Here is a 13,696-nt window from a genome sequence, read left to right as displayed (position 1 = left end):
ATGAAAAAACCCGTCGCCGTCGCAGGAATCTCGGCCGAAGACATGAAAGCTCAGGAAGCGTGATCAAAGGACGAGGCCAGAGCGTATGACAATGACACCAATTGAACTGTTGCGTCAGAACGCCCCGGCCTCGCGCCCTGTGATTTCTTTATGCGAAGGCAGTGATCCCCGCGTCGTTGCGGGGGCACTGGCCGCCCACCAGGCCGGACTGGCTGATGTCATTCTGGTCGGTCCACAAGCCGAGGTCGAAGCCACCCTCAAGAACCAGAATGCCGCTCGCTCTGACGGCGTCATGGTTCACGACCCGGCAACCTCGGACCTGACCGAGGAATTTGCCCAAACCTATTTTGAACTGCGCCAACACAAGGGCGTCGATCCGGCCAAAGCCCGCGCCGCCGTTGAAACACCGCCAGTCTATGCCGCCATGCTGGTACGCAGCGGGCGGGCCACTGGAACCGTAGGTGGTGCCGTTCACACGACCGGAGACATTGTACGCGCGGCCATTCAGGTGATCGGCATGGCCCCAGATGCCGGAATGGTATCATCCTTTTTCCTGATGTACCCGCCGGAAAACGCTCAGCCCGGAGCGCGGGCGATGCTCTATTCGGACTGCGGCCTGGTCATCGATCCCAGCGCTGACGAGTTGAGCAAAATTGCCGTCGCCTCGGCCAGATCGGCGCGGGCACTGCTGCGGGTTGACCCCAAGATCGCCATGCTCAGCTTTTCAACAAAGGGCAGCGCAAAGCATCCCGATGTCGACAAGGTGATCGAGGCCACTGAAACACTGCGCCAAAATTCCCCGGATCTCGAGGTCGACGGCGAGCTTCAGTTCGACGCGGCCTTCGTGCCCTCGGTCGGGGATCGCAAATCGCCCGGATCTTCGGTCGCTGGTCAGGCCAACGTGATGATCTTTCCCAATCTCGACGCGGGCAATATCGGCTACAAGATCACGCAACGACTGGGGGGTTACACCGCGATCGGCCCGGTTTTGCAGGGGCTGGCCCGACCCGCCAATGATCTTTCCCGCGGATGCAGCGCCGAAGATGTGACCCAGATGATCGCCGTGACGGCACTGCAAGCTATCAGGGAATAAAACTCAGAACTCGCGTCGTTTCCAGAACGATGTTCTCAAATCGGAAGGAAAGTGACAAAGTCCTCCCGACACAACCGACAGGACCCGCCAATGACCCATCAGCAGCCGATCCTTGAAACGTCTCCGAAAGTTTCGGACGAGGTCCGCAAAACCACCTGTTATATGTGCGCCTGCCGCTGCGGCATCAACGTTCACATGAAAGACGGCAAAGTTGCCTATATCGAAGGAAACCGGGACCACCCGGTAAACAAGGGTGTGCTCTGCGCCAAAGGCTCTGCCGGGATCATGCAGGTCAACGCCCCTTCTCGCCTGCGCAAACCGCTGAAGCGTGTCGGCCCACGTGGCTCGGGTGAATTTCGCGAGATTGAGTGGGACGAGGCGCTCAGCACTGCTGTGGGCTGGCTGAACGAACTGCATGAAACCGCACCGCAGAAGCTGGCCTTTTTCACTGGCCGCGACCAGAGCCAAAGTTTCACCAGTTACTGGGCCCAGAATTTCGGCACTCCGAACTACGCAGCCCACGGCGGCTTCTGCTCGGTCAATATGGCGGCCGGTGGCATTTACACGATGGGTGGCGCGTTTTGGGAGTTTGGACAACCCGACTGGGATCACACCAAACTGTTCATGCTGTTCGGCGTGGCCGAGGATCATGACAGCAACCCGATAAAAATGGGGATCGGCAAGATCAAGGCGCGCGGCGCACGGGTGATCGGGGTGAATCCGATCCGGTCGGGCTATAACGCTGTTGCCGATGACTGGGTCGGCATCACACCCGGAACGGACGGGCTGTTCATTTTGTCGCTGATCCACGTTCTGATGAAAGCCGGCAAGATCGATCTGGATTACCTGAGCCGCTATACCAATGCGCCGGTTCTGGTGAACGCAAGCGAGGGTGCGGAAAATGGCCTGTTCCTGCGCGACGAGGACGGCAAGCCGCTGGTTATTGATCGCAAGACGGGCAAGGCAACCGCATTCGACAAGCCCGGCGTGCGCCCGGACCTGTCGGCGACCTTTGACAAGGACGGTGTGACGCACCGCCCCGTTTTCCACCTTATGGCCGAGAAATACCTCAGCGACGAACACGCGCCCGAGGCGGTGGCCGATCGCTGCGGCATCCCCGCCGAACGTATCCGGGCCATTGCCGCCGAAATCGCCAGGGTCGCTTTTGACGAGGCGATCGAACTGGATCAGGAATGGGTTGATTTTCGGGGTGAAAAGCACTCGAAGATGATCGGTCGTCCCGTCAGCTTCCATGCCATGCGGGGCATTTCGGCCCATGCCAACGGATTCCAGACCTGCCGCGCACTGCACGTGCTTCAGATCCTGCTGGGAACAGTCGAGGTGCCGGGCGGTTTCCGCTTCAAACCACCCTATCCCAAACCGGTCGAAGCGCACCCGACGCCCCACGGCGACAGGCGTCCGGGACGACCGCTGAACGGCCCGCATCTGGGCTTTCCACGGGGTCCCGAAGACCTGCTGCTGGACGACTGCGGCACACCGCAACGCATCGACAAGGCGTTCACCTGGGAAAACCCCATGTCCGCGCATGGGTTGATGCATATGGTGATTTCGAACGCGGCGGCTGGCGATCCCTACAAGATCGACACCCTGTTCATGTACATGGCGAACATGTCGTGGAACTCCTCCATGAACACCAAAGGTGTGATGGAGATGCTGACGGCCAAGACCGAAGACGGCAATTACGTCATCCCGCGCATCATCTACTCCGATGCCTATTCTTCGGAAATGGTGGCTTATGCCGACCTGATCCTGCCCGACACCACCTATCTCGAGCGCCACGACTGTATCTCCCTGCTGGATCGCCCGATCTGCGAGGCCGACGCCGCAGCAGACGCCATTCGCTGGCCGGTGGTCGAACCCGATCGCGACGTGCGTGGTTTCCAGTCGGTTCTGATCGAGCTGGCCAACCGCATGAGCCTGCCGGGTTTCACGAATGAAGACGGCAGCCCAAAGTGGAAAGACTACGCGGATTACATCGTAAACCACGAACGACGCCCTGGCATCGGCCCGCTGGCCGGTTTCCGGGGTCCAGACGGCGACAAGGAAGGCCGCGGCGAGGTCAATCCGGATCAGCTGAATCGGTATATCGAAAACGGCGGATTTTATGTGGCGCATATTCCGGAAGGCGCGGATTACTACAAACCGTGGAACACCGCCTATCAGGACTGGGCCGTCGGGATGGGCATCTATGACAGCCCTCAACCCTATCTGTTCCAGCTTTATTCCGAACCGATGCGCCGGTTCCAGCTGGCTGCCGAAGGTCACGGTGACCGCCTGCCGCCCGAGCACCTGCGCCAGCGCATCAAGGACACCATGGATCCGCTGCCGATCTGGTACGAAACCGACCAGCAGGGCAATGAAGGCTTCACCGTCAACGCCCTGACCCAGCGCCCAATGGCCATGTATCACAGTTGGGGCACACAGAACGCGTGGCTGCGCCAGTTGCACGGGCACAACCCGCTTTATGTCCCGACCAAACTGATGCGAGAACACAACCTGCAAGACGGCGACTGGGCAAAAGTCAGCTCCCCCCACGGTGAAATCACCGTGCCGGTGATGGAGATGGCCGCGTTGAACGACAACACGGTCTGGACATGGAACGCCATCGGCAAACGCAAGGGCGCCTGGGCCTTGCAGGACGACGCGCCGGAAGCGACCAAAGGTTTCCTGCTCAATCACCTGATTCACGAATTGCTGCCGTCCAAGGATGATGGAATGCGCTGGGCCAATTCGGACCCGATCACTGGTCAGGCGGCATGGTTCGACCTGAAGGTCAAAATCGAAAAAGCCGACGCACCTGCCGATGCGCAAAGCCAGCCGAATTTCGACCCGATCAAATCTCCTGTCGGAACCGGCCCTGAGAACCTGGCCTGGAAGGTGGGCAAATGACCCGGATCCGCACTTCATCTGGCCAAAAATATCCCGGGGGTGAATTGAGCCGCAGGCTCAAGAGGGGGCTGGCCCCCTTGTCCGCCCTCCACAGCAGAGGTTCACTGACATGACCCAGCTACCAAACTCCACTGACCGCAAGATGGGCCTGGTCATCGACCTGGACACCTGTGTCGGCTGCCACGCCTGCGTTATTTCCTGCAAAGGCTGGAACACGGAAAATTACGGCGCCCCTCTTTCGGATCAGGACGCCTACGGTGCAAACCCTTCGGGCACCTTTCTCAACCGCGTGCATTCCTACGAAGTGCAACCTGCCGACGGGCATGCCCAGCTGATCCACTTCCCGAAATCCTGCCTGCATTGCGAAGACGCGCCCTGTGTTACCGTTTGCCCCACCGGCGCCAGCTACAAACGGGTCGAGGATGGCATCGTCCTGGTCAATGAAAGCGATTGCATCGGATGCGGCCTGTGCGCCTGGTCCTGCCCTTACGGTGCGCGGGAACTGGATGTGGCCGAGGGCGTGATGAAGAAATGCACACTTTGCGTGGACCGCATCTACAACGAAAACCTCCCCGAGGTCGACCGTATCCCCTCCTGTGTTCGCACCTGCCCTGCGGGCGCAAGGCACTTTGGTGATCTGGGCGATCCCGACAGCGATGTCAGCCAGCTGGTTGCAGAACGGGGTGGCATGGACCTGATGCCGGAAATGGGCACCAAACCCGTCAATAAATACCTGCCCCCGCGCCCCAAGGACACCGTGGAAGACCAGATCGACATACTGGCCCCCCTGCTGGCCCCCATCGCTGACGAGCCCAAAGGGTTCCTCGGCTGGCTCGACAAGACGTTGGAGAAACTCTGATGCATCCCGCACCCTCCGTCATTCTGTTCACCACCCTGTCCGGTCTGGGATTTGGACTGCTGTTCTTTCTTGGCCTGGGGTTTCCGGCTGTCTCGGGTTGGGTGGCTTTTGTGTTCTTCGCCATTGCCTATGGTCTGGCCGTCGGCGGGCTTTTGGCCTCGACCTTCCACCTGGGCCATCCGGAACGGGCCTTGAAGGCCTTCACCCAATGGAAAACCAGCTGGCTCAGCCGTGAAGGCTGGTGTGCCGTCCTCGCGCTGGTCATCATGGGGCTCTATGCGATTGGCGTGGTGTTTCTGGACCAACGCTGGGGTTTTCTGGGCTGGATCGGCGCAGGGTTGTCGCTGGCCACAGTGTTCACGACCTCGATGATCTACACGCAGCTCAAGACCATCCCACGCTGGAACATGAACCTGACACCTGCCATGTTTCTCAGCTTCAGCCTGGCCGGTGGTGCATTGCTGGCAGGTCAGACAAGCGCAGCTCTGCCGCTGCTGCTGATCGCGGCGCTGGTGCAGATACTGTACTGGCGCAAGGGGGATCAGGCGTTTGCGTTATCGGGAACGGATCTGGGAGCAGCCACCGGGCTTGGCGCACGCGGATCCGTCCGCGCCTTTGAGCCGCCCCATACCGGCACCAATTACCTGCTGCGGGAGTTTGTTCACGTGGTCGGGCGCAAACACGCCGAGAAACTGCGGCTGATCTCGTTCGTTCTGGCATTTGTGTTGCCGGTTCTGCTGTTGTTGCTGCCGTTCAATCACGTCTTCGCCCTGCTGGCCGTGGCCTCGCATCTGGCGGGCGTTGCAACGTCGCGCTGGCTGTTCTTTGCGCAGGCGGAACATGTCGTGGGGTTGTACTACGGCAAACGGTAGAGGGGGCTCTGCCCCCGCCGCGGCAAGCCGCGACTCCCCCGGGATATTTTTAGCCAGATGAAGTCTGGGATACATCAAAAAGAAAGGGCGGCGCTCGAGGTTCGAGGCCGCCCTTCGTCGTATTCTGAAATACCGGTCAGATCAGGCCGGCATGGGCCATTGCGGCCTCGATTGCATCCTTGGTGCTGTCTTCCAGCTCGGTCAGGGGTGAGCGGACTTCGGTGCTGCAAAGGCCCAGTTTGCTGAGTGCATATTTGGCACCGACAAGGCCCGGCTCGATGAAGATCGCCTCATGCAGCGGCATCAGCTTGTCCTGATACTCCAACGCTTTTGCATAATCTCCGGCCAGTGTCGCCTGCTGGAATTCAGCGCAGAGCCCGGGGGCCACGTTTGCGGTGACCGAAATGCAGCCAACACCGCCGTGCGCGTTGAAGCCAAGAGCCGTGGCGTCTTCGCCGGACAATTGGCAGAAATCTGCGCCGCAAGTTGCACGCTGCTGGCTGACACGGGCCAGATCGCCCGTTGCATCCTTGACCCCGACGATGCGAGGAAGCTTGGCCAGTTCACCCATTGTGGCAGGTGTCATGTCAATGACTGAGCGGCCCGGAATGTTGTAGATGATGATCGGGATATCCGCGGCCGCATGCAGCGCCTCGAAATGCGCGATCAGGCCACGCTGAGTCGGTTTGTTGTAATACGGCGTGACGACCAGTGCCGCATCCGCTCCGACTTTTTCCGCGAACTGAACGAAGCGGACAGCTTCGACCGTGTTGTTCGACCCGGCACCGGCAATGACAGGAACGCGGCCTGCAGCGGTTTTAACAACCTCTTCGATCACCGTTTCATGCTCTTCGTGGCTGAGCGTCGGGCTTTCACCGGTTGTTCCCACAGGCACCAGCCCGGTCGAGCCTTCGGATATCTGCCAGTCCACCAGATGTTTGAGCGTCTTCAGGTCCAACTCGCCGTTGTTGAACGGGGTGACGAGGGCTGGCATCGAGCCTTTGAACATGACACGCTCCTTCAAGGTGCATTTTGCAGTTTTTACGCCGCGGTCCCTCACGTTTCCAGCTTTGTGAGTTGATCCCGGCGACGCACGGTTTATCCTCACAGGCTCTATCCTCGGTTGGTTGGGAAATGCAAGGGATGACACGCTTTCTGGCACTGTTGACTGCCGTGATTCTGTATTCGGTGACTGCGACGCATTCAGCGCGGGCAGATGCTGCGGCTGATTTGCGCGCCGGGCTTGACGAAATGCGCAAAGGCGATTGGAACGCAGCGTTGCGCGTATCCGGCCAGCGAGGTTCCGTATCGCGCGATATCATCGTCTGGCACTGGCTGCGCGAGGGCTTCGGCAGCTCTGGCGACGTGTTGGTGTTTCTTGAACGTCGCCCGGACTGGCCCGGGCTGGCGTGGTTGCGCCGCAAGAGCGAGCCTGTTTTCACCGGTGCCGATCCAGACAGGGTTCTGAAATTCTATGCCGGCATGCCGCCTCAGACGGCAGAGGGCGCGTTGAACTATGCCGTCGCCCTGAAAGCCAAGGGACGCATCGGAGAAGCGGAGGCTGACATTGTGACCGCTTGGCGCACTATGCCAATGGGTTCGGGTCTGCAAAAAAGCTATCTGGAGAACTTTGCCAAACTTCTGAAGCCGCATCACGCGGCGCGCTTGGACGGAATGCTGTGGGACGGTCATCTTGTAAGCGCCGGGCAGATGTTGCCTTTGGTCGGTCCGGACGAACGTAAACTGGCCGAAGCGCGCATAGCATTGCAGAAACGCCAACCCGGTGTGGACACCAAGGTGGCAGCAGTTCCAAAGTCTCTGGCGGATGCGCCCGGGCTGGCCTTCGATCGTTTTGTCTGGCGCGACAAGAAAGAACTGGATGACAGCGCCGTCGATCTGATGCTGGCACGCTCTACCGGGCCTGACGCCCTGGGTGAGCCTGACAAATGGGCCGAGGGACGGCGCCGTCTTGCACGGCTTGAGATGCGATCGGGCCATGCGGCGCGCGCATATGACGTGGCCGCCAATCATCACATGACCCCCGAAATGGGTTACGGCTATGCCGATCTTGAATGGCTCGCCGGTTTTCTGGCGCTTCGCAAACTGAACGATCCTGCCACCGCCGTTCGCCACTTCCAGAACTTTTCGGACGCCGTGAAATCTCCGATCTCGAAAGGCCGTGGTGGCTATTGGCTTGGGCGCGCTTACGCGGCATTGGGTGACGCGGACAAGGCGTATGACGCCTATGCAATGGGGGCCGATTACCAGACCTCATTCTACGGTCTGTTGGCCGCAGAACGGATCGGACGACCGTTTGATGCGGAACTGGCCAATCCGCGTCGCGCGCCGCATTGGCGGCAGGCGGAGTTTGCCGATTCCAGCGTTTTGGAGGCCGGATTGCTGTTGTTGAAAGCCGAAGAAGCAAACCTGTCCGAGCGGTTCCTGACCCATCTGGTCGAAAGCCTTGATCCAGTGCAGGCCAATCAATTGGGCGACCTGGTTATCGAACTGAAACAGCCGCATCTGGCCGTGATGATCGCCAAACGGGCGGCAACCACGGGCACAGTTCTGCCCGCAGCCTATTACCCGGTCCATCCGGTGGCAGATATGCGATTGCCGATGGCCAAGGAAATGACATTGGCCATCGCGCGCCGCGAAAGCGAGTTCGACCCGGTTGTCGTAAGCGGTGCGGGCGCGCGCGGCCTGATGCAGGTAATGCCCGCCACGGCCAAGTTGGTTGCGGGCGAGCTGGGCATTCTCAGCGGCCATCAGACGGGACGTTTGACCACGGACTGGCAATACAACGCAAAGCTTGGGGCCAACTATCTTTCTGGTCTGGCGGCCGATTTCAACGGCAACGTTGTGATGATGGCGGCGGGGTACAATGCGGGGCCAAGGCGCCCGATCTCGTGGATGGAACGCTATGGTGATCCACGCACAGGCGAGGTCGATATCGTCGACTGGATCGAGACGATCCCGTTCAGCGAAACGCGGAACTACGTGATGCGCGTGACCGAAAGCCTGCCGGTCTACCGTGCCCGCCTGGGGCAACCCGCCCTTCCGATTCCGTTCTCGCAGGAGCTGATCGGATCATCTCTGGCGGCGTTCGCGCCATAAGGTGAACAAACCTGCGGCTACGACGATGGTTGCGCCCGCCACGACTTCGGGGCGCAACGTTTCGCCAAAGATCGAAATACCCAGGATCGCGCTCCAAACCAGGTGGAAATATGCAAAGGGTTGAACCGCACTGGCTTCGGCCACTTCGTAGCACTTGATCAGCAACCAATGCCCGAACACCCCACTGACGCAAAGCAGCGCCATCCAGAGCCAGTCGTCGTGCGCCATCGGCTCCCAGAACCACATGCCAAACACGGTCATCGCCACGGCACCGGCGACACCGGTCCAAAAAAAGCTGGTCGCCGCGCTGTCCTGGCGGGCGACATATCGCGTCAAAAGACCATAGATCGCAAACAGCAATGCAGAAATCAAAGGTATGACAGCCCACGGGTTGAAGACCCCGGCGCCCGGTTGCAGGATGATCAGAACGCCGATGCAGCCGACACCGATCGCAGCCCATCGCCGCCATCCAACCTTTTCGCCCAGCACCGGCCCGCTCAGCGCGGCGACAAGCAAAGGATAACAGATGAAAACCGCCATACTGTCGATCAGGCCAAGGACCGTAAAGCCGAACACCGCGATGCAGATCTCGGCCGCCAGCAACAAGCCCCGCAGGATCTGCAAACCCAACTGATTTGTCTTTGTGGCCGCCTTCAGCCCACCGGGGGCCCGCGCGGCCAGAGCGATAACAAAAGCCGCAAAGAACCAATAGCGGATCATGACCACCATGTAGGTGTTGTAGGTTCCGGCCAGATGGCGCGAGATACCGTCCTGCAACGCAAAGACAATTGTCGCGCCCACCATCAAAGCGATGCCCGCGCCGACATTGTTCTTCTGGGTCATGCTTTGTGTGCCCGTGTCATGTGCCGCTTGCGACCATAGCCGGGCATGCGGGTTACGTTGAAACCTGCACTCTCAAGTCCCCGGCGCACGAAACCCGCGGCCGTATACGTGGCCGCGGTACCGCCCGTGACAGTGTGGCTTGCCACGTCCTGCAACAGGTCCGCGCCCCACAATTCGGGGTTCTTGGCTGGTGAAAACCCGTCGAGGAACCAGGCATCTGCCATTCCGTCCCAGTTCGGCAATGTCTTGCGTGCATCGCCGATCACCACCTCAAACCGAAGCGAATCCAACATACATGTGCGCCCTGTCCAATGCGCCAAAAACCGGCTGCTCCACGGATGCAATTCGGGAAAGGCCCCAAGCGCGCGCTGCATGTCGTCCGGTGCCATGGGAAAGGCTTCGAAACTGGTAAAGCGCAATGGCCCTTTGTGACCGGATGCCTCCCATTCCGACCAGGCGGTCAGCAGGTTCAGGCCGGTGCCGAAACCCAACTCGGCAATATGAAACCCCGGTGCAAACCGCGCAGGCAAATCATTTCCCGCCAGAAACACATGGCGCGTCTCTTCCAGCCCGTTCTGCAACGAGTAATATGGGTCGTCGAAGCGGTCCGAGACCGGTATCTGATCTTCGGTCCACGTCAATTCGGCGCGCTGGTCTGCCATTGGGGAATCCTGTAGCTAAGCGGCGCGACACTGAACAAGGAAAAGGGAATTGGCAATGGTCGATGTGACGGTTCGCGGCGCAGGAATTTTCGGCCTGTCCATCGCCTGGATTTGTGCGCGCCGCGGTGCGAAAGTGCGGGTCGTCGATCCGTCCGGTCCCGGCGCCGGGTCCAGCGGAGGTCTGGTCGGCGCATTGGCCCCGCATGTGCCGGAAAACTGGAACGCCAAGAAAGCATTTCAGTTCGACAGTCTGATCATGGCTGAGCCATTCTGGCGACAGATCGAAGACACTGGCGGGGTTTCCCCCGGCTATGGCCAGCTGGGCCGCCTGCAGCCGATCCCGGACGCGCGTGGTCTGGAACTGGCCCGCCAGCGCGAAGGCACCGCAGATGAGCTTTGGCAAGGCCGGGCGGAATGGCGTGTCATCACCACGGCCCAAGCGGGTTCTTGGTGCCCACCCAGCCCCACAGGCTTTGTCATTCGCGATACGTTGACGGCACGAATGCACCCCCGGCGGGCCTGTGCCGCGCTGGTCGCAGCCCTGGAGGTCATGGGCGTTCACATTGTCAGTGAAGCCAGGGACAAGGGGCAGGTCATCCACGCCACGGGCCTTGCAGGATTGCAGGAACTGAACGACGCCTACGGCAAGACCGTCGGAAATGGTGTCAAAGGGCAGGCCGCCCTGTTGCGCTTCGACGCGGGGGAAGTGCCGCAACTATTCGCCGACGCGATTCACATTGTCCCGCATGCTGACGGAACACTTGCGATCGGATCGACCTCGGAACGGAATTATGAGAACCCGACCAGCACGGACGAAGCTCTGGACGACGTGATAGACCGCGCCACGCGCGTCCTGCCCCTGTTGCACGGGGCCGAGGTGATCGAACGCTGGGCTGGTGTGCGCCCGCGCAGCAAAAGCCGTGCGCCGATGTTGGGCGCCCATCCCCTGCATCAGGGGCAGTTCATCGCCAATGGCGGGTTCAAAATCGGTTTCGGCATGGCCCCCAAAATCGCCGAGGTCATGGCCGATCTTATGCTTGAAGATCGGGATACGATCCCTGATGAGTTCCGGCCCGAAGCCTCATTGTGACTGCGCGACGGCTTGCATGCATTGCCGCCCGTCAGGGCCGCGCACCCACATGTTTTCACCCCTCCGACACAACTGGGCAGTTTCGAAATGCATCAATGGCGAAGTCGCGCGGAACGAAAACGAGGCGAGCGGACCGATCAGGTCAACCGCGAAAAGCATCAGAAGCTGCGCCAGAAGCGGCCCGTGCACGACCAGCCCGCCATATCCTTCAACATCGCGCGCATAGTCCAGATCATAGTGAATACGGTGGCCATTGAAGGTCAGGGCCGAGTATCGAAACAACAACGTTGAATCGAACCCGACTTCGCGGGAATCGGTCTCATCAGTGCGCGCTCTGGGCGGTTGGGGCATTGCAGCATCCGGCGCAGGATCTTCGCGATAGACGAGATCCTGCCACTCTGTCACGCGCAACTGACCGTTCTGCCAGATCTCGTGCCGCAAAGTGACAAAGCCCAACGGGCCGGACCGCCCCACCTTGGCGCTTTGACTTTCAAGAACCGATTTCTTTTCGGCGGTGATCCCTGCGATCAGAGGAACGTGAAAGGTCAACCGCCCGCCGGCCCACATTCTGCGCGGCAATCCCATATCCGGGATCAGGCCCCCAACCTTGGGATGCCCATCCCGACCCAATTCGGCGGCCGGTTGCGGGGTCCAGAAATAAAGCTGATGGAAGAAGGGCGGCAATTCCGAACCACTGGCGATCGTTGCCACACCGCCCAGCGCCACCTGAAATGCCGCCGCGCGGGCCGGATCCAAGAGATCGGTCTGTCGCTCTTGCGTCATTTGCCTGAACCGCGATCAGAAACCGGCCTCGGCCCGGAGTTTCTGCATCAAGTCATGCAAAGACTTTTCGTACCGGTCCGAACGCAGCTTTCCCTGATCGTCGAATTCGTTCGAACTGTTCGCCAGATGGATTTCGGGCCCTTGCAGGATGCGCGGCTGAAATGGAACCATACAGGCCCGCAGGATCATCTGCGCCCGTTCCCCGCCTGCACGACCAGCGGCCGCCGACATTACCGCAACCGGTTTGTCGGCCCATGGATTGCCTTGCGTTCGGCTGACCCAGTCCAGCGCGTTTTTCAGAACGCCTGATGGACCCTTGTTGTACTCAGGTGTCGAAATGATCACCGCATCGGCCTGTGCGATCTGATTGGCCAGCGTATGAACCGCCTCGGGAATCCCTTCTCCGTCTTCCAGATCACCATCGTAGAGGGGCAGGTTCAAATCCGCTTCGACAAAGCTTGCCGGATCGAACAACCGTGCCGCCTCGCGCAGAAGCTTACGGTTGGTCGCGTTCTGGCGCAGGGAACCGGACAGGCCAAGAAGGGTCGGTTGGGACATCGGGAAAGCTCCGTTTCTGTGTTTCCCGCAAGTTAGACCGAGATCACCCCGATCCAAACCCCATTTGACGCACAGTCATTGCGCAAACCGAGCCGCCCATCGGGCGGCCCCGCTGTTCACGCCGCGCAGTGGTTACGCGTTCCCGCTGGGCACCACGACAATCTCGACACGCCGGTTTTGCGATTTTCCTTCGGGCGTCAGGTTGGACGCGACAGGGTTGTTTTCGCCCTGCCCGATCGTGCGAATGCGGTTGTAGCTGACACCATTGGCCTGAAGGATATCGGCCACGGCATTCGCGCGACGCTCTGACAGGCCCTGATTGTAGGTTGCGTCGCCGTCGCTGTCAGTGTGCCCGATGATCTGCACGTTCGAATTCGGGTAGTTGACCAGGTTCTGGCCCACTTTCACCAGGTCAGACCGCAACGCCGGGCGCACGGTCGAACTGTCGGTGTCAAAGGTGATGTCATTCGGGACCGTCACAATCAGGCGATCGCCTGCGTTGACGATTGTAATTCCGTCATTTGCCAGTTGTTGACGCAGCTCCGCAGCCTGCTTGTCCAGTTGATTGCCGATCACGCCGCCCCCAGCAGCACCGATTGCAGCACCGGCCAGCGCGCCCAAACCGGGGTTCGAATTATTGGCAATCGCCCCGATTCCAGCGCCGACCAGCCCACCCAGAACGGCGCCCTGTTTGGCGTTCTGGTTCGGGTCGTCTTGTACTGTCAGCGTGCCCGGGTCGGTACAGGCCGCCAACACAAGGGCTGAACACAAACCTGTGGCCACGAAAAACTTGGAAATCGTCATGATATCACCTTCTGCTCCAGCACCCGTTATTCGGGCGTGCTTCGTTTTCCTCAGTATATCACTGTGCAGGCTTGGCGGCTCAAGCAACAATGCGGTGAAGTCGGC

12 protein-coding genes are annotated in these 13,696 nt (G+C 60.2%); 6 read left to right on the top strand and 6 right to left on the bottom strand.

From position 1 onward, the window contains the following. Positions 1–85 precede the first annotated feature (85 nt). From pta to GS612_RS18030, 4 genes are all read left to right on the top strand, one after another. Positions 86–1,093, top strand: coding sequence for a phosphate acetyltransferase (gene pta, locus GS612_RS18045; RefSeq protein WP_152459217.1), 1,008 nt, complete (start codon positions 86–88; stop codon positions 1,091–1,093). A gap of 90 nt (positions 1,094–1,183) precedes the next feature. Continuing rightward, the gene (locus GS612_RS18040) at positions 1,184–4,003 is read left to right on the top strand and encodes a molybdopterin oxidoreductase family protein (RefSeq protein ID WP_171642212.1); all 2,820 of its coding nucleotides are present in this window, start codon (positions 1,184–1,186) and stop codon (positions 4,001–4,003) included. A gap of 109 nt (positions 4,004–4,112) precedes the next feature. After that, positions 4,113–4,862 carry a 4Fe-4S dicluster domain-containing protein gene (locus tag GS612_RS18035; protein WP_171172200.1) on the top strand — a complete coding sequence of 250 codons (750 nt, stop codon included), beginning with the start codon at positions 4,113–4,115 and terminating at the stop codon, positions 4,860–4,862. Then, positions 4,862–5,734, top strand: coding sequence for a DmsC/YnfH family molybdoenzyme membrane anchor subunit (locus tag GS612_RS18030; protein WP_171642210.1), 873 nt, complete (start codon positions 4,862–4,864; stop codon positions 5,732–5,734). The genes GS612_RS18035 and GS612_RS18030 overlap by 1 nt, the downstream gene beginning before the upstream one ends. A 136-nt stretch (positions 5,735–5,870) precedes the next feature. Here the strand turns inward: GS612_RS18030 and dapA are convergent, their stop codons facing one another. Further along, the gene (dapA, locus tag GS612_RS18025; RefSeq protein WP_171642208.1) at positions 5,871–6,743 is read right to left on the bottom strand and encodes a 4-hydroxy-tetrahydrodipicolinate synthase; all 873 of its coding nucleotides are present in this window, start codon (positions 6,741–6,743) and stop codon (positions 5,871–5,873) included. Between the two features lie 134 nt (positions 6,744–6,877). Here dapA and GS612_RS18020 point away from each other — a divergent pair, with 134 nt between their 5' ends. Next, positions 6,878–8,851: a lytic transglycosylase domain-containing protein gene (locus tag GS612_RS18020; RefSeq protein WP_171642206.1), complete on the top strand. Its 1,974-nt coding sequence runs from the start codon at positions 6,878–6,880 to the stop codon at positions 8,849–8,851. On the opposite strand, the gene GS612_RS18015 is transcribed toward GS612_RS18020, so the two are convergent. After that, positions 8,825–9,694: a DMT family transporter gene (locus tag GS612_RS18015; protein WP_171642204.1), complete on the bottom strand. Its 870-nt coding sequence runs from the start codon at positions 9,692–9,694 to the stop codon at positions 8,825–8,827. The two genes, GS612_RS18020 and GS612_RS18015, sit on opposite strands and share 27 nt — an antisense overlap. Beyond that, entirely contained in the window at positions 9,691–10,356 is a 666-nt protein-coding gene (mnmD, locus tag GS612_RS18010) for a tRNA (5-methylaminomethyl-2-thiouridine)(34)-methyltransferase MnmD (RefSeq protein ID WP_171642202.1), read from the bottom strand. Before mnmD ends, GS612_RS18015 begins: the two co-directional genes overlap by 4 nt. Positions 10,357–10,411: 55 nt before the next feature. On the opposite strand from mnmD, the gene GS612_RS18005 reads away from it, so the two are divergent. Continuing rightward, positions 10,412–11,446, top strand: coding sequence for an FAD-binding oxidoreductase (locus GS612_RS18005; protein WP_171642200.1), 1,035 nt, complete (start codon positions 10,412–10,414; stop codon positions 11,444–11,446). Here the strand turns inward: GS612_RS18005 and GS612_RS18000 are convergent. The 3 genes from GS612_RS18000 to GS612_RS17990 all read right to left on the bottom strand — a co-directional run bounded on the left by GS612_RS18000 (position 11,438) and on the right by GS612_RS17990 (position 13,591). Further along, the gene (locus GS612_RS18000; RefSeq protein ID WP_171642198.1) at positions 11,438–12,229 is read right to left on the bottom strand and encodes an acyl dehydratase; all 792 of its coding nucleotides are present in this window, start codon (positions 12,227–12,229) and stop codon (positions 11,438–11,440) included. The genes GS612_RS18005 and GS612_RS18000 overlap by 9 nt on opposite strands. Before the next feature lie 15 nt (positions 12,230–12,244). Beyond that, a complete protein-coding gene (locus tag GS612_RS17995) occupies positions 12,245–12,787 on the bottom strand; it encodes an NADPH-dependent FMN reductase (RefSeq protein ID WP_171119885.1) in 543 nt (180 codons plus the stop codon). A 132-nt stretch (positions 12,788–12,919) separates the two neighbouring features. Then, positions 12,920–13,591: an OmpA family protein gene (locus GS612_RS17990; protein ID WP_152459228.1), complete on the bottom strand. Its 672-nt coding sequence runs from the start codon at positions 13,589–13,591 to the stop codon at positions 12,920–12,922. Between the last annotated feature and the right edge of the window lie 105 nt (positions 13,592–13,696).

It is taken from the genome of Ruegeria sp. HKCCD6157 (genome assembly GCF_013110685.1).
In the GTDB taxonomy this organism is placed as follows: domain Bacteria; phylum Pseudomonadota; class Alphaproteobacteria; order Rhodobacterales; family Rhodobacteraceae; genus Ruegeria.
Note: the sequence above shows the minus strand (reverse complement) of the source record. Positions and strands in the feature narration are given on the sequence as shown.